The organism is Blastococcus brunescens, assembly GCF_035320885.1.
GTDB lineage: Bacteria > Actinomycetota > Actinomycetes > Mycobacteriales > Geodermatophilaceae > Blastococcus_B > Blastococcus_B brunescens.
The window spans coordinates 2,249,500-2,268,253 of the sequence record NZ_CP141261.1 but is presented as its reverse complement, the minus strand read 5'-3'; the positions used below and the strand labels follow the sequence as shown (position 1 = coordinate 2,268,253).

Sequence of the window (18,754 nt, the reverse complement as noted above, 5' to 3'; positions counted from 1 at the left end):
GCCTGCCCGTGCGCACGCCCGACGGGCGGTGGACGGCGGCCTTCGTGATGGCGCCGTTCAACAGCCGCATCGTGCGGCGCAGCAACGCGCTGCAGGACTGGGCATACGGGCGAGGCCTCAGCTACGGCGAGGCGATGGGTGTCGGCCGCGGCCCGCTGGGCGCCGCGACGGCGGCCGGGGTCTCCGTCGGCCTGGTCGGCGCGGTGTCGGCCATGAGCTTCGCCCCCACCCGCGGGCTGCTCGACCGGGTGCTGCCGGCGCCGGGGAGTGGCCCGAGCGAGGAGGCGCGCCGGAAGGGCTGGTTCCGCATGACGGTGGACGCCGAGACGGAGGACGGCCGCCGGTACCGGGCGGTGGCCGCCGGATCCGGGGACCCGGGCTACGCCGCGACCGCCGTGATGCTGGGGAGAGCGCCCAGGCCCTCGCGCTGGACGGCGACCGGCTGCCCGCCCGCGCCGGTTCCCTGACCCCGGCGACGGCGTTCGGCGACGTCCTGGTCGAGCGGCTGCGGGCCGCCGGGCAGACGTACGAGGTGTCCGAGCTCTGAACGACCTACCTGTGCACGGTGCGTAACCTCAACCGTGGTCCGGCGTTGTCCTACCGAGTTCCCGCCTCGGATGGAGAAGCCCGTGCACCGGATCGCCGCTTGCGTCCTCGCCGCTCTCGCCTTCCTGCTGCTGGGCGCGCCGTCCACGGCGGGGGCGCACGGTCCCCTCCGCTACGTGGCGCTGGGCGATTCCTACAGCGCGGCCTCCGGCGTCCTGCCCCCGGACCTCACGGCGCCACCGCAGTGCCTGCGCTCGACCGCGAACTACCCCCACGTGATCGCCGCCGCCATCGGCGCCCAGCTCACCGACGTGACCTGCGGCGGGGCGGACACCGGTGACTACGTCGCGGAGCAGTACCCCGGGGTCGCTCCGCAGCTGGACGCGCTGGCGCGGGACACGCAGCTGGTCACCATGACGATCGGCGGCAACGACAGCAGCGTCTTTCTCGACTCCATCCTGCAGTGCGGCGCCGCCGGCCTGTCGACCCTCGGCCAGGGCAGCCCGTGCAAGGACCGGTACGGAACGTCCTTCGAGGACACCATCCGGAACGTCACCTACCCGGCGCTGGTGAACACGCTGCGCGCCGTCCGGACCGAGGCGCCGCGGGCCAGGGTCGCGATCCTCGGCTACCCGTGGATCCTGCCCGAGACCGGCGGCTGCTTCGACCGGATGCCGATCGCCGAGGGCGACGTCCCCTACCTGCGCAGCCTCCAGGCGACCCTCAACGACGCCGTCGAGCGGGCGGCCGCCCGCACCGGCGTCACCTACGTGGACATGAACCGCGTCTCCGAGGGCCACGACGCCTGCCAGCCCCTCGGCGCCCGCTGGATCGAGCCGGTACTGCAGGGCACGAACGCGGTCATCGTCCACCCGAACGCGCTGGGCGAGCAGGGAATGGCGACGCAGGCAATGCGGGTGCTGCGCCTGCGCTGATCGGTTCCGGTCGGCTGATCACCGGACGGCGCGCTGGGTCCTCAGCAGCTCCACCTGCGGGGACCGGTGCACCTGCACCGTCCGACCGGCCCGCTCGGCGGCCTCGAGGTGGTCGCGCAGGAGCTCGAACGCCGGCGCCGAGAACGCGGTGACCGAACCGGCGTCGATGCCGTCTATCCGCGCCGGCTCGTGGCCGTAACGCCGCAGGAAGGCGTCGACGACCGCGGCATCGACGTCGCCGGCGAGCACCAGCATGCGGCCGCCCGCGGTGGTGAGCAGTCGGACGATGCCCTGACCGGTCGGGCCCGGGAACCGTGGCGCGCTCACCCGTCCAGTCTGTCGCCCTCGCGGCGGACGCGCAGAGCTGTCGTCCCGGTCGGCGACACTGCGACGGTGAACCGCGCCCTCCTCGTCCGCCGCGACGGCGCCGTGGAGGCACGGGAGCGGGCGGCCGACGGCTCGGCGGACCGGGTCACCCGGCTGTCTCCGGGGACCTCCCGGCGTTCGTGCGCGAGCGGGAGCGGGAGCCGGTGCGCTGGGTGTGGGACGACACCACGCGGTGGTACCCGGCACTGCTGGCGGCCGGCGTCCGCGTGGAGCGCTGCTGGGACCTGCGGCTGGCCCACGCCGTCCTCCGCCGCTCTCCCTTCGTCGACCAGGGCCTGCTCGCCGGCGACGACACCTCCGGCTGGGGCGAACTCCAGCCCGTCACCGCCGCCGACGCAGCGCTCTTCCCCTGGACGACCCGGCCGATCGCCTCGACCCCGCCGCCGAGCACACCCGCCAGCAGTCGGCGCTGGCCGCGTCGGCGGAGCGGGGCGCCTCGGCCTCCTGCTGGCCGCAGAGTCCTCGGGCGCGCTGGTGGCCGCCGAGATGACGCACGCCGGGCTGCCCTGGCGGGCGGACGTGCACGGACGGCTGCTGACCGAGCTGCTCGGACCCCGGCCCGCGCCCGGGCAGCGTCCGGCGGCCCTCGAACGGTTGCTGGCCGAGATCCGCGCGGGCTTCCGGGCCCCGACCCTGAACCCCGACTCGCCCGGTGACCTCCTGCGGGCGCTGCAGGCCGCGGGGCTGCCGGTGAGCGACACCCGGTCCTGGACGCTCCAGGAGCTCGACCACCCGGGCATCCCGGCACTGCTGGAGTACAAGAAGCTGTCGCGGCTGCTGCAGGCCAACGGCTGGAACTGGCTGGACGCCTGGGTGCGCGACGGGCGGTTCCGGACCTGGTTCCTCCCCGGCGGCGTCGTGACCGGCCGCTGGGCCGCCACCGGGGGCGGTGCGCTCTCCGTCCCCATGCAGGTCCGGCCGGCCGCGATCGCCGACGACGGGTGGCGGTTCGTCGTCGCCGATGTCGCGCAGCTCGAACCGCGGGTCCTCGCCGGCATGAGCGGGGACACCGCGATGGCCGCCGCCGCCCGGTCGGCCGACCTCTACCAGGGGATGGTGGCCGGCGGCGCCGTGGCCACCCGGGCCGACGCCAAGCTCGGCATCCTCGGGGCGATGTACGGCGGCACGCGGGGGAGAGCGGCCGCATGATGCCCCGCCTGGCCCGCCGGTACCCCCGGGCGATCGGCCTGGTCGAGGAGGCGGCGCGCGCGGGGAGCGCGGCGACGTGGTGCACACCCTGCTCGGCCGGGGTCGCCGTCGCCGGGCGGCGGTACGGAGCTCCCGGACGAGCCGGGCGAGCCCGGGGAGCGCGCGGGAACACCGGAGGACCGGGACCGGCGGCGCCGCGCGTGGGGCCGGTTCACCCGCAACTTCGTCGTCCAGGGCACCGGGGCCGAGTGGGCGCTGTGCTGGCTGGCCGACCTGCGCAACCGGCTGTGGCGGCTGGACGGCACCGGCCAGCTGGAGCACTCGGCCGCACCTGGTCTTCTTCCTCCACGACGAGGTGGTGGTGCACACGCCCGAGCACCTGGCCGGTGCGGTCGTCGAGGAGGTCCGCCGCGCGGCCGCCGAGGCGGGACGGCTGCTGTTCGGCTCGTTCCCGATCGACTTCCCGCTCGACGTGGCGGTGGTCAGGTCCTGGGCCGATGCGGACTGATCCCGGCCGGCCGCGGGGACCGGCCCCGCGGCGGCGCGTCCCCGAGCGGGTGACGGCCGTCGCCGGCGGCGTCCGCACGGGGCAGGCTCGGCGCATGCACCTGCGCAACGGGCGCCACGGGTACGGCGTCGTCACCAAGGTCCTGCACTGGTCGACCGTCGCCGCCGTCCTGGGGCAGTTCGTCGTGGGCTACGGCATGGATCTCGACGACGTGTCCGACCGGCGGGAGGACCTGCTGGACGCCGAGGAGCAGCGGCTGGAGGTGGAGGCGGAGGGCCGCGGCGAGGCCGCCGAGGAGGAGGCCGAGGCCGCGATCGAGCGGCGCGAGGAGGCCCTCGATGCGCAGGAGGACGACCAGGCGTCGGAGGTGTTCTCCGACGTCGTCAGCGGCAGCGCGTTCGCCGACGGGCTCTCGCTGCCGGAACTGCACATCTGCCTGGGGCTGCTCGTGCTGGTCCTGGCGGCGGTGCGGATCGGCTGGCGGAGCACCACGCCGCTGCCGCCGTGGGCCGGGCACCTGAGCGCCGGGGAGCGGCGGCTGGAGGGCGCTCTGGAGAAGCTGCTCCTGGCCTCGCTGGTCGCGGTGCCCGCGAGCGGGTTCTTGCTCGTGGCCGCGGGCGAGGACTGGCTGCCCGCGCACGTCACCGCCCAGATCGTCTTCCTCGCGGCGATCGCCGGGCACGTGGGGCTCGTGCTGACGCACACGGTCCTGCGGCGGAACCGGCACCTCGCGCGCATGCTCTGAGGCGGTCGGCCGGCCCGCCGGTCAGGGAGCCGCCGGGGCGGCGCTCCCGTAGTGCTCGCGGACGACCTGCAGCAGGCGGTCGAGACCCGGCTGGGGGCTGTCGGCCACCCGCCCGCCCCGCGTGCGACGAACTCGTGGCCATCGCGGGTTGATCGCCACCGTTCCGTCGCATTCGCGAGCAGCCCGTGCGCCGGGCGGTCATGGCGATGGTCGGCCAGTTCCTGCGGTGCCGAACGGAGCGGCATCGCGCGGTCCCTGCGTCAGGTGCCGCAGAAGGTCCGGTAGACGCCGAAGTCCTCCGGAGCGGGCGACGCGTAGCGCTCGAGGCCGGGCCGCTCGTCGTAGGGGCGCCCACCGCGTCGAGGAGCCGGCCCAGCGGGTCGAGGTCGCCGACGGTGGCGGCGTCGAGCGCCTCCTCGACGAGGTGGTTGCGGGGCACGTAGACGGGGTTGACCCGGTCCATGGCGGCGGGGTCCGGGCCGAGTGCGCGCCAGCGCTCCAGCCAGCCGTCGATGGCCGGCAGGTCCAGGAACAGGTTCCGGGCCGGGTCGGCGTCCCCGCGGGCGGCGCTCCCGAGCGCGCGGAAGAACGTCGTGTGGTCGACGTGGCTCTGCTGCAGCTGGACGAGCAGCTCGTCGACCAGTGGTGCGGCGACGGCGTCGTCCAGCCCCTCGGGCAGACCGAGCTTGGCCCGCATGCCCGCTGACCACGCCGCCTCGTACCGCGGCTGGAAGGTCTTCAGCGCCTCCACCGCGAGGGGGACCGCCTGCTCGGGGTCGTCGGCCAGCAGCGGGAGGAGGGCCTCCGCGAGACGGGCGAGGTTCCACTCGGCGGCCAGGGGCTGGTTGCGGTAGCGGTAACGCCCGCCGGCGTCGATCGAGCTGTAGACGGTGTCGGGGTCGTAGGCCTCCATGAACGCGCACGGCCCGTAGTCGATCGTCTCGCCGGAGATGGTCATGTTGTCGGTGTTCATGACGCCGTGCACGAATCCGACGAGCATCCACTGCGCCACCAGGGCGGCCTGCGCGGCGACGACGGCCTCGAACAGCGCCAGGTACGGCTGCTCCTCCTCCGCGGCGGCCGGATGGTGCCGGGCGATCGCGTGGTCGGCGAGCCGGCGCAGCAGGTCGGCGTCACCCGTGGCGGCGGCGTACTGGAAGGTGCCCACGCGCAGGTGGCCGGCGGCGACGCGGGTGAGCACGGCGCCGGGCAGCAGCGTCTCCCGGCGCACCGGGCGGCCGGTGGCCACCACGGCGAGCGAGCGGGTGGTCGGGATCCCGAGGGCGTGCATCGCCTCGCTGACGACGTACTCACGCAGCATCGGCCCCACGGCCGCGAGGCCGTCCCCGCCCCGCGCGAACGGCGTCCGGCCGGAGCCCTTGAGGGCCAGGTCGCGCAGCCGGCCCCCGGTGTCGGTGACCTCGCCCAGCAGCAGCGCCCGCCCGTCGCCGAGGCGGGGCACGAAACCGCCGAACTGGTGCCCGGCGTAGGCCTGCGCGACGGGGTGGGCACCCTCGGGCACCGCGGTGCCGAGGAGCAGCTCCAGCCCTGCGGGCGTGCGCATCGCCGCCGGATCCAGGCCCAGGTCGGCGGCCAGCTGCTCGTTCAGCACCAGGAGGCGCGGCTCGGGCGCCTCCTCGGCCTGCCAGGCGACCGCCAGCTCGGGGAGCTCACGGGCGAAGCGGTCGTCCAGGGAGAGGGATGACGGCGGGGCGATGCTCACCCCGTCCAGCCTACGAGGGTCGCGGCGCGTGGTGGACCCGTCGGCCGACCGGACGGAGAATGGTGGCCGTGACGGCCCGCCGGCACGGAGTCCAGCGCTTGTCGGAGCGGGTGGTCCGGGAGTGCGCCAGGGCCCAGGACCCCTCCGGCTGCTGGAGCGTGTCGCGACCCTGGTGCGGGCGGAGATCCCGTACGCGGTCGCCGGATGGCTGCTGATCGACCCCGAGACGATGCTGATCACCGGCGTCCACGGGGAGTCGGTCCCCGGGACCAGCAGCTGGCGCTGATCGAGTGCGAGCTCACCGAGGAGGACGTGAACACGTTCTCCGAGCTCGCGTCGCGGGAGGTGCCCGCGGCCTCGCTGAGCGCCGCGACCGGAGGAGTCCTCGCCCGCAGCACCCGGTGGGCGCGGATCTACGGGCCGTGCGGGTACGGCGACGAGCTGCGCGCCGTCTTCGCCACCGGCTCGACCGCGTGGGGCCATGCCTGCCTGACCCGCCCGGCCTCCGAGCCCTACTTCTCCGACGCCGAGGTGCGGCAGCTGGCCGGGCTCTGCCCGCACATCGGCCACGGCATCCGCACCTCGCTGCTCCTGTCCGGAGAGGCCGGGGACGTCTCCGGCAGCGGACCTCCCGCGCTGGTGGTCCTGACCGACGACGGCTGCGTCGAGTCGGTCACGGCCGCGGCCCGGGAGTGGCTCGGACCCATCGACGACGAGGACCTCGAGAGCACGATCGTGCTGCACGAGGTGGCCCAGCAGACGCGGGTGCTGGCCCGCGACGGCGCCGGCCGGGTGGCGTGCGCCCGCACCCGGGCGCGCACCGGGAGTGGCTGGTCGTGCGCGGCGCGCGCCTGGAAGGAGGAGACCGGGGCCGCACCGCGGTCGTCGTCGAGGCGGCCCGGCGCTCCGACATCGCCCCCGTGCTCCTCCGGTTGCACCAGCTGACCGACCGCGAGCGCGAGGTGACCCAGCTGCTCCTCACGGGCCTGCCGATCTCCGCCATCGCGGAGCGGCTGTGGATCACGCCGGAGACGCTGCGCGGCCACGTGAAGGCCGTCTTCGCCAAGCTCGGCGTCAACAGTCGCCCCCAGATGGCCGCGCTGCTGTCGCACGAGCCGGTGGTCAGCCCGTCGAGCTCGATGCGCTGAGCGCTCGTGCCCGCGCCGGCGCACGCCGACCGGCGGCGATCTCCCGGCCGACCCGCCGCGCCGCGTGCCCGACGTACCCGGTGATGCCCGGCCGGGGGACGAAACCGACGAACCGCAGCCCGGGTGCCACCTCGGCTCCCTCGCCGTCCAGCGGCAGCTCCCGGTCGTCGAGGACGCCGAGGTGCCCCACCAGCTCGGCGAGCCCGGTGGAGTAGCCGGTGGCCTCGATGATCGTGTCGACGTCGACGCGCTTCCCGTCGGCCAGCACCGCACCGTCGGGGTCCAGCCGCTCCACCGCCGGCACCACCTCGAAGGCGCCCGAGCGGATCGCGTCGACCACCTCCCGGTCGACGACCGCAGTGCCCGCGCCGCGGCGCAGCAACTGGGAGATCGGGCCCTCCGTCGGTGGCCGGAGACCGTGCGCGCTGAGGTCTCCGATGACCCGGCGCTGCATGAACAGCAGCAGCCGGTCCACCCATGCGGTGGGCAGGTGCAGGAACAGCGGGACGGGCAGGTCCGCGGGCAGGCCGCCCATCATCCGCAGCAGGATGTTGGGGGCGGTGCGCACCGACAGGCGGACGCGGCGGGCTCCGTGGGTGGCGAGCTCGTGGGCCACCTCGAACCCGGTCGACCCGGCGCCGACGACCAGCACGTCGCGGCCCTGGAACGGTGCGGCGTTGCGGTAGGCGACGGCGTGCAGCAACGTTCCGCGGAACTCGTCGCGGCCGGGCCAGTCCGCGGGCTTCGGCCGGTTGAAGACGCCGGTCGCCACGACGACGTGGTCGGCGCGGCGCTCGCCCTGGTTGGTCCGCACCTGCCAGCCCCCACCGACGGCCGGCTGCAGCCGGGTCACCTCGACGCCGTGCTCGACCCGCACTCCTCTGCGCTCCGCGTAGTGCCGGAGGTAGGCGACGTACTGGTCGCGCGTGGGGAACTGACCGAACTCGCGGGGAACGGGGCGCCGGGCAGTGCGGAGTGCAGCCGGCAGGTGTTGAACCGCAGCGCGTCGTACCGGGCCGACCACGCCGCCCCGATCCCGTGGCCGCGCTCCAGCACCGTGGCGGGCACCCCGCGGGCCACCAGCTCGGCAGCGGTGGACAGCCCCGCCGGTCCGCTCCCCAGCACCACGACGTCCGTCGTCCCGTCCATGCCGCCCTCCCAGTCGCGTGAGCCTCCGCCGGGACCACGATCAGGGCGGGACGGGCACGAGGACCACCCCACAGGTGGGGGTCTTCCGCCGTCCGGCGAGGGCGTCAGCCCATGCCCTCCATGGCCTCCGCCCGGAACTGCGCGAGGAACTGGTGACGGGTGATGCCCCGTCGCTCCGCCTCCCGCTCGCAGAGCATGGCGATGACCAGCGACGACTGGCGGACGACGTCGGCCCGCGTGTCCTCGTCCAGGGAGGCGAGCACCGTCGTCCAGGCCGCCCAGTCGCCGTCGCCGGCCGCCTCGGCCATCTCCAGGACGATGCCGAACCGCCGCAGCGACTCCAGGTTGGCCATCAGATCTCTCCCCGGAGCGTCGCGGCCGCCTCGGCCAGGGCACGCATCTTGCCGGCGGCCGAGGCCCGCGGGAGGTACTTCAGCCCGCAGTCGCTGGAGAGCACGAGCCGGTCGACGTCGACGGAGTCCAGGGCCCGCCGCACCCGGTCGGCGACGGTCTCCGGCGTCTCGACCTCCGGCGTCGACAGGTCGAGGACGCCCAGGGCGATGCCCTTGCCCCGGAGCGGGCGCAGGGTCGCCGGGTCCAGGTGCGACTGGGCCGTCTCCACCGACACGACGTCCGCCGGGGTGTCGGCCAGCTCCGGCAGGAACGAGTAGCCGTCGGGCCGGTCGGCGACCATCGCGGCGTAGCCGAAGCAGAGGTGCACGTGCACCGGGCCGGCGGCGTCGGCGAGCGCCCGGCTGACCGCCTCCGCGCCGTACTCCCGGGCGACGTCGGGCCGGGCCTGCAGCCACGGCTCGTCGATCTGCACGATGTCGGCGCCCGCGGCGAAAGGTCGGCGATCTCCTCGCGGACCACCTCGGCGTAGGCCAGCGCCAGGCTCCGGTCGTCGGCGTAGTGGTCGTTCTGGGCCTGCTGCGCCATCGTGAACGGACCGGGCACGGTGATCTTGACGGCGCGGTCGGTGTGCGCCCGCAGGAAGCGGACGTCGTCGACCTGCACGGGCGCGGGCCGCCGGATCTCGCCGGTCACCCGCGGCACGGGGATGTCGATGCCCGACCGGTTGCGCACCGTTCCCGGGCGGTCGAGGTCGAGGCCCTCGAGGGCGGTGGCGAAGTGGTTGGAGTAGGACTCGCGGCGGATCTCGCCGTCGGTGACGACGTCGAGCCCGGCCTCCTCCTGGCTGCGGAGGGCGACCAGTGTGGCGTCGTCCTGCGCCTCTGCGAGCAGCGACGTCGGGACGCGCCACAGCTCCCGGGCGCGGACCCGCGGTGGGAACTGGTGACCGAGCCGATCGCGGTCGATGAGCCAGTCGGGCTGGGGCAGGCTGCCGACGATCATCGTGGGCAGCGGCGGCAGCGACGTGGGCATCGGCCTGGTCATCCGGGGACGGTAGCGCGACGGCCCGACGGCCGGACGGGGACGCCGACGACGATGTTCAGCAGTGCCGCCACCGCGATCCCGGCAGCTGCCCCGCCGACGACGTCCAGCGGGGCGTGTGCTCCCAGGTAGACCCGGGCCACCGAGTTGAGCACCGCCAGGGTCAGGGCGGCGAGCACCCATCGCCGCCGCAGGTACGGGGCGAGCAGGACCACCAGGCCGAAGGCGATGAGGGCGTGCCCGGAGGGAAAGGACGGTCCGGCCGAGGGGACGTCGCGCAGGACGGCGCCGGGGATGGTCGTACCGGGGCGCTCGCGCGGCACCAGGACCTTCAGCAGGTCGCGCTCGACGCCGAGCTTCGCGGGCACGAGCAGGACCGCTGCGACCGCCAGCCGCCAGTGCCGGAGCACGAGCGCCGCGGCCGCCACCACCAGCGGAACGGCGAGGACACCCGCGGTCTGGGCGAGCCACAGCGGCGCCCGCAACGCGTCGGGGAGGCCGTTCAGCGAGGCGAAGACGCGCCGTTCCAGGGAGCCGACCGTGCCCGGCGACGCCCCCACGCGCAGAGCGCGGTGAGCGCAGCGCCCGCGAGTGCGATGTGCACGTCGACCGGTCGACGGCGGTAGGAGGGCTCATGCCCGGCCTCGGGTGCGGCGGACTGCCACCCGCCGGGGGTCATGTGACGAAGCGGTGCTCGAACCGGGCCGCGAGCAGCGCGCCCAGCCCGGCCGGCAGCCAGTAGGACAGCAGACGGAAGGCGAGCACGCCGGCGCACGCGCTGGCGAGCGGGGCGCCCAGCGAGGTCAGGGCCAGGAGCAGGGCGGCGTCGGCGGCACCGGGCAGCCCGGTCGCCGGTACCAGCGACCACAGCAGGTGCAGCGCGCCGTACACGGCGGCGGTCGCCAGCACCGGCACGGCGCCGCCCACGGCGTGCACGGCGGCCGCCAGGGTGCCGGCCTCGAGGGCCACCCCGAGGGTGGTCCAGCCGAGCTGGGGCCACCACTTCCACCCGGGCGGGACGGCTCTCCCGGCCCGTCGCCAGGTGAGGGCCGACCGCAGGGTCAGGGTCACGTGCCGCGCCGGTTCCTCGGCGACGGCCGGACCGCCCGCCGGCCCGCGGCCCGCGGCCAGCCACTGCCCCAGCAGGACCAGCGCCCACGCCACGATGCCGAGGAGCAGGACGGGGACGAGCGACTCGGGGGTCCGCCACCCGGTGAGCCGGTCCTCCACGACCGCGAGGACGAACGTGCCGACGGCGACGACGGCCGCCGCGGCGATGGCCCCGGCGACGAACCGGTCGATCGACCGTCGGGCGGCGGCCGGGAGCACCCCGGCGCGTTCGAGGTACCGCGCGGCCGACCGTCGCCAGCCGACGCGCCCGCGCAGCAGGCTCGCGCCGTCGGCCACCATGGCGGCGCCCACGGTGCGGCCCAGCGCGATCCGGCGCTCCACGGTCATCAGGGCGGCGGCCGCCAACGCGACCCGCGCCAGGATCCCCAGGGCGAGGGCGCCGCCGAGCCACCGCCAGCCCCGACCTCGACCGAGCCGACGACCGCGGTGGCCCCGCCGAGCAACGGGACGCCGACCAGGATCAGCGCGGCGCCCGCCCCTACGGCCACCCGGGCGGCGGGGCCGGCCGGACCGAACTGGGGTCGGCGCGGGTCGGGCAGGTCCAGCCGCCGCCGGACCTCGCGGCGCAGCGCGCTCAGCCGGCCGGGGCGCGCGCGCTCACCCGCCCGGGTCGCGGCCGACAGCGGCAGCGGGGCGAGGCTGGGCAGCGCCGCGGCGACCACGTCGGGCCCGAGCACGTCCAGTGCGGACCCGACGACCATGGCCGGCTCGATGCACAGCGACAACGAGGCCATCAGCTCGGCGACGTCGGCGTCCAGAGCATGGTCGTCGGCGCCGGTCAGGGCGTTCCCGAAGTCCACCAGCCAGGGCTCGCCGTTCTCGTCGACCAGGACGCTGGCGGCGACCAGGTCGTGGTGGGCGACGCGGGCGGCGCGCAGGCGGGACACCTGCCGCCACACCCGGGCGAGCAGGTCAGGGTGACCTCCTCGGGGCGCAGGTCGTCGAGGTTGCGGCCGGCCACGTGTTCCTGGACCACGACGCCGCCACGGTCGGTACCGCGGGCCAGGACCACCGGGGGACCCGGACACCGCGCTCCCGGGCGGTCATCGCGGCCACCGCCTCGTGCTCGGCCTGCTGGCCCAGGGGCGCGACCGCGTCCGCGTCCTTGACGTCCCGGACGGCGATGAGCCGGTAGAGGCGGTACAGCCAGTCGCGCTCGAAGCGGTCGGGGTCCAGGACCTTCACGTAGAGCCGGCGACCGTCGTCGTCGATCGCCGTGAACGGGTGCGAGCTGCGCGCGTCGACGTCGGCGGGGCGCAGGTCCCGGACGGGGAGCCCGAAGCGGCGCAGCATGAGGGCCACCGCGGCCGGGACGGGCTCCCAGCGCGGCACGCCGAAGGCGTAGTGCACGAGGGAGCCGATGGCCCATCCCACGGCCGCCCCACCCAGGATGTCCAGCGGCAGGTGCGCCCCCACGTAGACGCGGGCGATCGCCACCGTCCAGGCCAGCGCCCAGGCGACCCGGCGACCCCGGCGCGTCAGGTACGGCACCGCGGCGGTGGCCAGCGCCGCGGCGACGGCGGCGTGCCCGGAGATGAAGCCGATGCCGCCGACGTTGCCGTCGAGCAGGTTCGCGTCGACCAGGCCGGCCGGGCGCTCCCGCCCGACGACGCTCTTGACCAGGTCGGCCGCCAGGTACGCCAGGGAACCCGACACCAGCAGGTCGCGCGCCATCCGGATGCGCCGCGTGAGCGCAGCGATCGCGGCCACGGCGGCCACGGCGATGACGTTGCCGAGCTGCATGACCGCCCACACGACCGGGAAGACGATCTCCGGCAGGTCGTTGACGATGCGGAAGAGGTCCCGCTCGAGAACCGGCAGCTCGCCCCGTTGCGCGACGAGGAAGCCGATCCCGAAGACGGACAGCCCGAGGACCACGCGGACGAGGTCGACGGGGTGCCGCTGGACGGCACGGGGGCCGTGCAGGCCTTCTCGTGCAGTCGAGGTCGCCCCGTGCGTCAGCGTTCGGGCCGTCACACCGACAGTGCACTGGAGACGCGGTGGCCCGGCAAGGTCTTCCGATCCGCCGAGCGTGCTCCCTGCGCCGTCAGGCCGCCGTGCGCCTCCGGTGACGGGCCCCCGCAGGCGCGGCCCGGCCACCGGCTGGCCCCCAGGCCGCCGTGTGCCGGCCGATGCGCTCGCCGAGCCACGCGAGGGGAACGCACGCCGGCCGGGCGGCTGCCCGGCGGAGCGGCCGCGGCTCTGGCCGCCCGGTCCAGCTCGGCGCGGAGGGCGTCCCGCCGGTGCTCGAGGTCGGCCACCTCGGCCAGCAGGACGGCGCGGCGTGCCGCGGCGTCGCGGTCCAGGCGGTCCCGCACGGCCGCCGCTTCGACGTCGGCGCGTCGCCGTTGCTCCCGGCCGACGCCGAGCATGCCGACGACCTCTTCGCGCGCCACGAGACGGGCCGCCTCCGCGTCCGCGACGGCGGACCGCCGGATCTCCTCGGCACCCTCCGCGGCGCGGCGTTCGACCTGCCGGACCGTCGCCAGCCGGGCCGCGGCCTCGGCGCGGGCGTCGAGGCCGGTCCGTTCGGCGTCGGCGACCAGCCGGGCGGCCTCGGCGGCCATCGCCGCCACCTCGGCCGTCGCCTGATGGAGTCGCCGCGCGGCCTCCTGCTCGGCGTCGGCGAGCACCCGGTGCGCGTCGGCTGCGAGCACCTCGGCCCGCGCCGAGGCGACGGACCGGTGGTTCTCCGCCTCGGCGACGATGGTCTGGGCCTCGTCGGCGGCGGCTGCGAGCATCGACCCGATGCGGCGGGACACGGTGAGGAGCTGCCCGCCGGCCGCGGAGTGGGACAGCAGCGCACGCGCCTGGTCGAGCTCGGCCCGCGTGCGCACGTGGCCGGCGAGCAGGTGCTCGCGCTCGCGGTCGGCGGTGGCGAGCTCGTCCTCGGCCCACTGGACGTAGGTGTCGACCTGGAACCGGTCGTAGCCGGCCACGGTGCGACGGAACATGGGCCCGGTCCCGAGCACCGTGGGCAGATCGCCGGACACGTGCGGGCGGGCCCGGTCGCGCGGACCGGTCTCCTGGACCGGCTCCCGTGCCGGGACGGCGGCCCCGTCCTCGGCGTGCAGCTCGACGCTCATCCCACCTGCCTCATCACGGAGTTACGGTACGAGTGCAGAACGTTACGACTCCGAATCGGCTTCCGGGCCGGGGAGCGGGCCGGGGTCACCCGGAGGGGCTGGGTCCCGGCCCGGACCGGCGACGACGGCCCCGCGGCGCCTTCTCTGCCGAACGTCGCCCGGGCGAGTGAGGACGCCGGCTCCCGACCACCCGGCAGGCGTCGGCAGGGCGCACCCTCGTCCCATGGCGCCCGAGCTGACCCCGCCGCCCCCGGCAGCATGACCGTCCCGCCGCTGTTCGGCTGGCAGGAGATCGCGACGCTCCTCGTGCTCGTCGTCGTCCTCGGCGTCGCCTTCCTCCTCGTCGCGACGATCCGTTCGGGATCAGGGGAGCGGTCGGAGTGGCAGGCCTGGCTGGACGCTCGGTCCAGCTCCGGCCGGGCACCGGTCGAGGACGTGCACGGCCACCCGGCGCGAGGCCGGGCCGAACGGGTCGATGCCCCGCTCGGACGGGTCCGGCCCGGAACCCCTGAGACCGCGCCGGAATCGGGCCCCGCTGGTTGCGGCCGCCCACGGCGGGGCACCAGCCGCCACGCCGCCCACCGGCTAGGTTGCGTGGGACATGTTCAGGACCGCGCCCCGCCAGCTCAGTGCCGTCGTCGCCATGCTGTTGCTGGCGCTCACGGTGGCGTTGAGCTTCCTGACCTGGCAGGTCAACGACAACAGCGAGGAATCGCTGCTCCGGCGCCAGCTCGCCCAGGTCGGCTCCCTGCTGAGCAACCAGGCGGCGGTGCTGCAGGTCCAGCTGTCGGACATGGGGCTGGTCGCGGTCGCGACCGACGCGGACCCGGACGCGTTCGCGCGGTTCGCCGACACGCAACTGGCCGACACCGGCCAGTCGCTGTCGCTGTGGCGGATCACCGACGACGGACCCGAGCGGGTCGCCGTCCAGGGGTCGAACCGCTGCTCCAGGGCGACCCGGCGGAGACGTTCGGGGAGCTGAGCCCGACCGGTGAGCTCGTGATCCTGGGAATCGTGCCGGGGAGCCGGACCGGCTGGCGTACGCGCTGATGCCGGCCGAGGACAACACCGACCTGCTCGTCTACGCGGAGTCCCCCTGCCGTCGGACCGCCAGGTGACCGTGCCGGAGGGATCGCCGCTGCACGGCCTCGATCTCGCGCTGTACCTGGGGGACGAGGTCGGTCCGGAGACCCTGCTGCAGGCCACCGCGCCAGCCCCCATCGAGGGGGACACCGAGACCACGACCGCAGAGTTCGGCAACACCGAGATCACCATCGTCGGCAGATCCCAGACCCCGTTGGCGGGAGCGCTCTCGGCAGCGCTGCCGTGGATCGTGCTGGGCGTCGGCGTGGCCCTGGCCGTGGGCGGGGGATGACCGTCGAGTACGTGTCCCGGCGCAGGCTGATCGCCGAGCGGTTGGCCGCCGAGAACGAGCGCCTCTACCGCCAGCAGCGCGGCATCGCCGGGACGTTGCAGCACGCCCTGCTCCCCGTCGTCCCCGACATCGGCGGGGTGGAGGTCGCCGCGCGGTACGTCGCCGGCGTCGACGAGCTCGAGGTGGGCGGCGACTGGTACGACGTCATCGCGCGCGCTCCGGGATGCTGCGTCTTCGTCGTCGGCGACATCTCCGGGCGCGGCCTGCCCGCGGCGACCACCATGGCCGCGCTGCGGTTCGCCGTCCGCGCCTTCGTGTCCGAGGGGCACGACATCGAGGTCGTGATGGCCAAGCTGCGCGGCCTGCTGGACATCGAGACCGACCACCAGTTCGCCACGGTGCTGCTCGGCGAGCTGGACGCGAGCGCCGGCCGCCTGCGCCTGGTCTCGGCCGGACACTTCGCCCCGGTGCTCCTCACCGCCGACGGCGCGACGCTGCTGGAGTGCCCGACGGCGCCCCCGGTCGGGCTCCCGGACGACATGCCGCCGCCCGCCGCGGTCGTGACGGTGGGGAGGGGGCCGCCCTCCTGGCGTTCACCGACGGCGCGGTGGAACGCCGGGGGAGACGATCGACACCGGGCTGGAGAGGCTGCGGTCAGCTGCGTCCGGAGCCAGGTCCAGTCCGCTGGCGGAGATGGTCGACGGCCTGCTCGCCGACCTCACCACCGAAGACAACCAGGACGACACAGTGCTGCTGGGGTTGCGATGGAACTGACCCATGGGCCGCGGGCGCGGCTCGACGTCCGTGCGGGTTCCGACGGCGAGCTGGTGCTCCACCTCGCCGGCGAACTGGATCTCGCCAGCCTGCCGGCCGTGGCCGGGCCGCTGGCCGAGGCGCTGGCCCGCCCGCCGCAACCGGTGGTGCTGGACCTGGGGAGCTGGACTTCCTCGACTCCTCCGGCATCGCCGTGCTCGTGCGGATCGCGAACCACTTCGGGCAGGTCCGGACCCGTTCGGCGAGCGAGCCGGTGCGCCGCGTCATCGAAGTCCTGGGCCTGGCCGCACGCTTCGGCCTGGCGGAGGCCTGAGATGCCTTCCCGGTCGTTCTCCGCCTGGCCCGACTCGATCCCTGCCGCCCGTGCCTACGTCGGCCACGCCCTGGACGGCGTTCCGGCCGCGTCGTGCCAGACGGCCGTGCTGCTGGTCTCCGAGCTGGTCACCAATGTCGTGCGGCACGCAGGTGGACACGACTTCGTGGTGGAGATCCAGGCCTTCCCGGACGAGGGGCGCCTGTGGGTGGGTGTCACGGACACCGAGGCGGGGCTTCCCGTCCTGCTCACCCCTCCCGTCACCGCGGAAGGCGGGCGCGGCATGCAGCTGGTCAGCACCCTGGCCGACCGCTGGGGTGCCCGCCGGCGCCGGCACGCCGTCGAGAAGACGGTCTGGTTCGAACTGAGCTACCCGCCGCACCACGCCCCAGCCGGCTGACCCGCGCGGCGGATCCTCGCGTCTCCTGGCTGCCGTTCACGGAGCGCGGCGGAGGCGCGCCAGGAGGGCTAGCGTCGACGGCGTGCGGTTGCCGGACGGACTCGTCGCCGTGGTCAAGCGCGACTGCCCCACGTGCGTGCTGGTCGAGCCGGTGCTGCGGGAGCTCGGTGCGGCGGTCTGGTGCCAGGACGACCCCGACTGGTTCGACGGCGACGACACCGCCCTGGAGCTGTCCTACCGGCTCGGCATCGAGACCGTCCCGACGCTGATGCGGATCGACGGCGGCGTCGAGGCCGCCCGGGTGGTGGGCTGGAGCCGCGAGCACTGGGAGTCCCTCACCGGGCTGACCGGGCTCGGGCCGGGGCTGCCCGAGCACCGCCCCGGCTGCGGGTCGCTGTCGGTGGACCCCTTCCGGATCGACGTCCTGGAGGCGCGCTACGGCGGCAGCGGCCTCGGCAGCCGCCGGGTGGAGCTGGCCGACCTCGAGGACGAGCACGAGGCGATGTTCGACCGGGGCTGGACCGACGGACTGCCCGTCGTCCCGCCGACGCCCGAGCGGGTGCTGCGCATGCTGCGGGGGACGACGCGGAACCCCGCCGATGTGGTGGCCGTCGTCCCGCCCGACCTCGTGGAATGCACGGTCGAGAAGGTGGCCGTCAACGCGGTGATGGCCGGCTGCCTGCCCGAGTACCTGCCGGTCGTCCTGGCCGCCCTGGAGGCCGCCTGCACCGAGGAGTTCGCGCTGCACGGGCTGCTGGCGACGACGTACTTCTCCGGCCCGCTGGTCGTCGTCAACGGCCCCGTCGCGCGCCGGATCGGGATGAACAGCGGCGTCAACGCGCTCGGCCAGGGCAACCGGCCCAACGCCACGATCGGCAGGGCGCTGCAGCTGGTCGTCCGCAACGTCGGCGGAGGCCGCCCCGGCGGGGTCGACCGGGCGACGCTGGGCAACCCGGGCAAGCTCACCTTCTGCTTCGCCGAGCGCGAGCAGGACAGCCCGTTCGCGCCGCTCGCCGCCGAGCGCGGCGTCCCCGGGGACGCGGTCACCCTCTTCGCCGGCTCCGGCGTCCAGCCCGTCGTCGACCAGCTGAGCCGGACCCCGGAGTCCCTGGCCCGGACGTTCGCGGCCTGCCTGCGGGTCACCGCGCACCCGAAGCTGCCCATGGCCTTCGACGCGATGCTCGTCGTCTCGCCGGAGCACGGGCGGGTGTTCCGGGAAGCCGGCTGGGACCGGGTCCGGTTGCTCGCCGAGCTGGCGGGCCTGCTCACCCTGCCCTCCGACGAGCTGCTCCGTGGTGCGGCGGGCATCGCCGAGGGCGTTCCCGCAGCACTGGCCGGTGTCGACCTGCCCAAGTTCCGCCCCGGCGGGCTGCTGGTGGTGCACGCCGGCGGCGACGCCGGTCTGTTCAGCGCGATCGTCGGTGGGTGGGTGTCCGGTGAGACCGGGAGCGCCCCGGTGACCAGAGAGGTGCGCGCATGAGAACCGTCCTGGACCCGACCGGGGAACAGCGGACCGCGGTGCGGGAGCTGCTGCCCCGACCGGCCGCGCTGGCGGGCCGCACCGTCGGCCTGCTCGACATCAGCAAGGCCCGCGGCGACGTCGTCCTGGACCGGCTGGAGCAGCTGCTGACCGCGGACGGCGTCCACGTCCGCCGGTACCGCAAGCCCACGTTCGCCCGCACCGCCCCGGTCGACCTGCGGCACGAGATCGCCGAGCAGTGCGAGGTGGTCATCGAGGCGCTCGCCGATTAGGGCTCGTGCACGTCGTGCAGTGTGCACGACATCGCCGACCTCGAGCGCCGTGGCGTGGTGGGTCTCTTCCTCGCCAGCGAGGCCTTCGCCGAGGCCGCGCGGCTGCAGGGGAGGCGCTCGGTTTCCCGGCCCCGTTCGTCCTGGTGCCCCACCCGGTGCAGGACCGGACCGACGACGAGTTGCGCCTCACTGCCGAGAAGGTCTACCCCGACGTGGTCGCCGCGCTGACGGCGTAGCC

General features: G+C 75.3%; 22 protein-coding genes and 3 pseudogenes. 13 read left to right on the top strand and 12 right to left on the bottom strand.

The annotated features are described in order from the left end of the window. The first annotated feature begins 8 nt into the window (after positions 1-8). Positions 9-467, top strand: coding sequence for a saccharopine dehydrogenase family protein (locus U6N30_RS15080; protein ID WP_324277913.1), 459 nt, complete (start codon positions 9-11; stop codon positions 465-467). Between the two features lie 150 nt (positions 468-617). Continuing rightward, the gene (locus tag U6N30_RS15075; protein ID WP_324277912.1) at positions 618-1,481 is read left to right on the top strand and encodes an SGNH/GDSL hydrolase family protein; all 864 of its coding nucleotides are present in this window, start codon (positions 618-620) and stop codon (positions 1,479-1,481) included. An 18-nt stretch (positions 1,482-1,499) separates the two neighbouring features. On the opposite strand, the gene U6N30_RS15070 is transcribed toward U6N30_RS15075, so the two are convergent. Both U6N30_RS15070 and U6N30_RS15065 read right to left on the bottom strand, forming a co-directional pair. Next, a complete protein-coding gene (locus U6N30_RS15070; RefSeq protein ID WP_324277911.1) occupies positions 1,500-1,808 on the bottom strand; it encodes a hypothetical protein in 309 nt (102 codons plus the stop codon). A gap of 145 nt (positions 1,809-1,953) precedes the next feature. After that, entirely contained in the window at positions 1,954-2,259 is a 306-nt protein-coding gene (locus U6N30_RS15065) for a hypothetical protein (protein ID WP_324277910.1), read from the bottom strand. 83 nt (positions 2,260-2,342) lie between these two features. Between U6N30_RS15065 and U6N30_RS15060 the strand changes: the two genes are divergently transcribed. From U6N30_RS15060 to U6N30_RS15050, 3 genes are all read left to right on the top strand, one after another. After that, positions 2,343-3,017: a DNA polymerase gene (locus U6N30_RS15060; RefSeq protein ID WP_324277909.1), complete on the top strand. Its 675-nt coding sequence runs from the start codon at positions 2,343-2,345 to the stop codon at positions 3,015-3,017. A gap of 76 nt (positions 3,018-3,093) precedes the next feature. Then, positions 3,094-3,525 carry a hypothetical protein gene (locus U6N30_RS15055; protein ID WP_324277908.1) on the top strand — a complete coding sequence of 144 codons (432 nt, stop codon included), beginning with the start codon at positions 3,094-3,096 and terminating at the stop codon, positions 3,523-3,525. Positions 3,526-3,574: 49 nt separating this feature from the next. Next, entirely contained in the window at positions 3,575-4,270 is a 696-nt protein-coding gene (locus U6N30_RS15050) for a cytochrome b (protein ID WP_324277907.1), read from the top strand. On the opposite strand, the gene U6N30_RS15045 is transcribed toward U6N30_RS15050, so the two are convergent. Further along, on the bottom strand, positions 4,167-5,993 hold the full coding sequence (locus U6N30_RS15045; protein WP_324277906.1) for a protein adenylyltransferase SelO: 1,827 nt from the start codon (positions 5,991-5,993) through the stop codon (positions 4,167-4,169). The genes U6N30_RS15050 and U6N30_RS15045 overlap by 104 nt on opposite strands. 121 nt (positions 5,994-6,114) lie before the next feature. Between U6N30_RS15045 and U6N30_RS15040 the strand changes: the two genes are divergently transcribed. From U6N30_RS15040 to U6N30_RS15030, 3 genes are read left to right on the top strand one after another with little or no spacing between them, the layout of a single operon-like run. After that, positions 6,115-6,279, top strand: coding sequence for a hypothetical protein (locus tag U6N30_RS15040; RefSeq protein WP_324277905.1), 165 nt, complete (start codon positions 6,115-6,117; stop codon positions 6,277-6,279). 26 nt (positions 6,280-6,305) lie between these two features. Beyond that, positions 6,306-6,938, top strand: coding sequence for a hypothetical protein (locus U6N30_RS15035; protein ID WP_324277904.1), 633 nt, complete (start codon positions 6,306-6,308; stop codon positions 6,936-6,938). Further along, positions 6,914-7,141 (top strand): helix-turn-helix domain-containing protein, encoded by a 228-nt coding sequence (locus U6N30_RS15030; protein ID WP_324277903.1) that lies wholly within the window; start codon positions 6,914-6,916, stop codon positions 7,139-7,141. Before U6N30_RS15035 ends, U6N30_RS15030 begins: the two co-directional genes overlap by 25 nt. On the opposite strand, the gene U6N30_RS15025 is transcribed toward U6N30_RS15030, so the two are convergent. The 9 genes and pseudogenes from U6N30_RS15025 to U6N30_RS14985 all read right to left on the bottom strand — a co-directional run bounded on the left by U6N30_RS15025 (position 7,116) and on the right by U6N30_RS14985 (position 13,902). Then, complete coding sequence (locus U6N30_RS15025) at positions 7,116-8,165, bottom strand: flavin-containing monooxygenase (protein WP_324277902.1); 1,050 nt, start codon at positions 8,163-8,165, stop codon at positions 7,116-7,118. The two genes, U6N30_RS15030 and U6N30_RS15025, sit on opposite strands and share 26 nt — an antisense overlap. Then, positions 8,165-8,290, bottom strand: a pseudogene (locus U6N30_RS15020) (FAD-dependent oxidoreductase); the annotation flags it as partial. The gene U6N30_RS15025 and the pseudogene U6N30_RS15020, both read right to left, overlap by 1 nt. 104 nt (positions 8,291-8,394) lie before the next feature. Continuing rightward, complete coding sequence (locus tag U6N30_RS15015; protein ID WP_324277901.1) at positions 8,395-8,643, bottom strand: hypothetical protein; 249 nt, start codon at positions 8,641-8,643, stop codon at positions 8,395-8,397. Then, positions 8,643-9,646, bottom strand: a pseudogene (locus tag U6N30_RS15010) (uroporphyrinogen decarboxylase family protein). The gene U6N30_RS15015 and the pseudogene U6N30_RS15010 overlap by 1 nt, the downstream one beginning before the upstream one ends. 38 nt (positions 9,647-9,684) lie before the next feature. Next, the gene (locus tag U6N30_RS15005; protein ID WP_324277900.1) at positions 9,685-10,245 is read right to left on the bottom strand and encodes a phosphatase PAP2 family protein; all 561 of its coding nucleotides are present in this window, start codon (positions 10,243-10,245) and stop codon (positions 9,685-9,687) included. Between the two features lie 115 nt (positions 10,246-10,360). Next, positions 10,361-11,161 (bottom strand): lysylphosphatidylglycerol synthase domain-containing protein, encoded by an 801-nt coding sequence (locus U6N30_RS15000; protein WP_324277899.1) that lies wholly within the window; start codon positions 11,159-11,161, stop codon positions 10,361-10,363. Beyond that, positions 11,143-11,715 (bottom strand): hypothetical protein, encoded by a 573-nt coding sequence (locus U6N30_RS14995; protein ID WP_324277898.1) that lies wholly within the window; start codon positions 11,713-11,715, stop codon positions 11,143-11,145. The genes U6N30_RS15000 and U6N30_RS14995 overlap by 19 nt, the downstream gene beginning before the upstream one ends. Before the next feature lie 13 nt (positions 11,716-11,728). Continuing rightward, entirely contained in the window at positions 11,729-12,793 is a 1,065-nt protein-coding gene (locus U6N30_RS14990) for a phosphatase PAP2 family protein (protein WP_324277897.1), read from the bottom strand. After that, positions 12,790-13,902, bottom strand: a complete 1,113-nt coding sequence (locus U6N30_RS14985) for a hypothetical protein (protein ID WP_324277896.1) — start codon at positions 13,900-13,902, stop codon at positions 12,790-12,792. The genes U6N30_RS14990 and U6N30_RS14985 overlap by 4 nt, the downstream gene beginning before the upstream one ends. Positions 13,903-14,503: 601 nt before the next feature. Between U6N30_RS14985 and U6N30_RS14980 the strand changes: the two genes are divergently transcribed. The 5 genes and pseudogenes from U6N30_RS14980 to U6N30_RS14960 all read left to right on the top strand — a co-directional run bounded on the left by U6N30_RS14980 (position 14,504) and on the right by U6N30_RS14960 (position 18,752). Then, complete coding sequence (locus U6N30_RS14980; RefSeq protein WP_324277895.1) at positions 14,504-14,884, top strand: hypothetical protein; 381 nt, start codon at positions 14,504-14,506, stop codon at positions 14,882-14,884. A 132-nt stretch (positions 14,885-15,016) separates the two neighbouring features. Next, complete coding sequence (locus U6N30_RS14975; protein ID WP_324277894.1) at positions 15,017-15,277, top strand: hypothetical protein; 261 nt, start codon at positions 15,017-15,019, stop codon at positions 15,275-15,277. Next, complete coding sequence (locus U6N30_RS14970; protein WP_324277893.1) at positions 15,274-16,764, top strand: SpoIIE family protein phosphatase; 1,491 nt, start codon at positions 15,274-15,276, stop codon at positions 16,762-16,764. The genes U6N30_RS14975 and U6N30_RS14970 overlap by 4 nt, the downstream gene beginning before the upstream one ends. 82 nt (positions 16,765-16,846) lie before the next feature. Next, positions 16,847-18,244 (top strand): thioredoxin family protein, encoded by a 1,398-nt coding sequence (locus U6N30_RS14965; RefSeq protein WP_324277892.1) that lies wholly within the window; start codon positions 16,847-16,849, stop codon positions 18,242-18,244. After that, positions 18,241-18,752: pseudogene (locus tag U6N30_RS14960) on the top strand (UGSC family (seleno)protein). The gene U6N30_RS14965 and the pseudogene U6N30_RS14960 overlap by 4 nt, the downstream one beginning before the upstream one ends. Positions 18,753-18,754: the final 2 nt, after the last annotated feature.

What these genes read in the sequence shown, in the direction of transcription:
- U6N30_RS15075 (WP_324277912.1), top strand. Translation starts at nt 618, where the DNA reads ATGGAGAAGCCCGTGCACCGGATCGCCGCTTGCGTCCTCGCCGCTCTC.
- U6N30_RS14980 (WP_324277895.1), top strand. Translation starts at nt 14,504, where the DNA reads ATGTTCAGGACCGCGCCCCGCCAGCTCAGTGCCGTCGTCGCCATGCTG.
- U6N30_RS14985 (WP_324277896.1), bottom strand. Translation starts at nt 13,902, where the DNA reads ATGAGCGTCGAGCTGCACGCCGAGGACGGGGCCGCCGTCCCGGCACGG.
- U6N30_RS15015 (WP_324277901.1), bottom strand. Translation starts at nt 8,643, where the DNA reads ATGGCCAACCTGGAGTCGCTGCGGCGGTTCGGCATCGTCCTGGAGATG.
- U6N30_RS14970 (WP_324277893.1), top strand. Translation starts at nt 15,274, where the DNA reads ATGACCGTCGAGTACGTGTCCCGGCGCAGGCTGATCGCCGAGCGGTTG.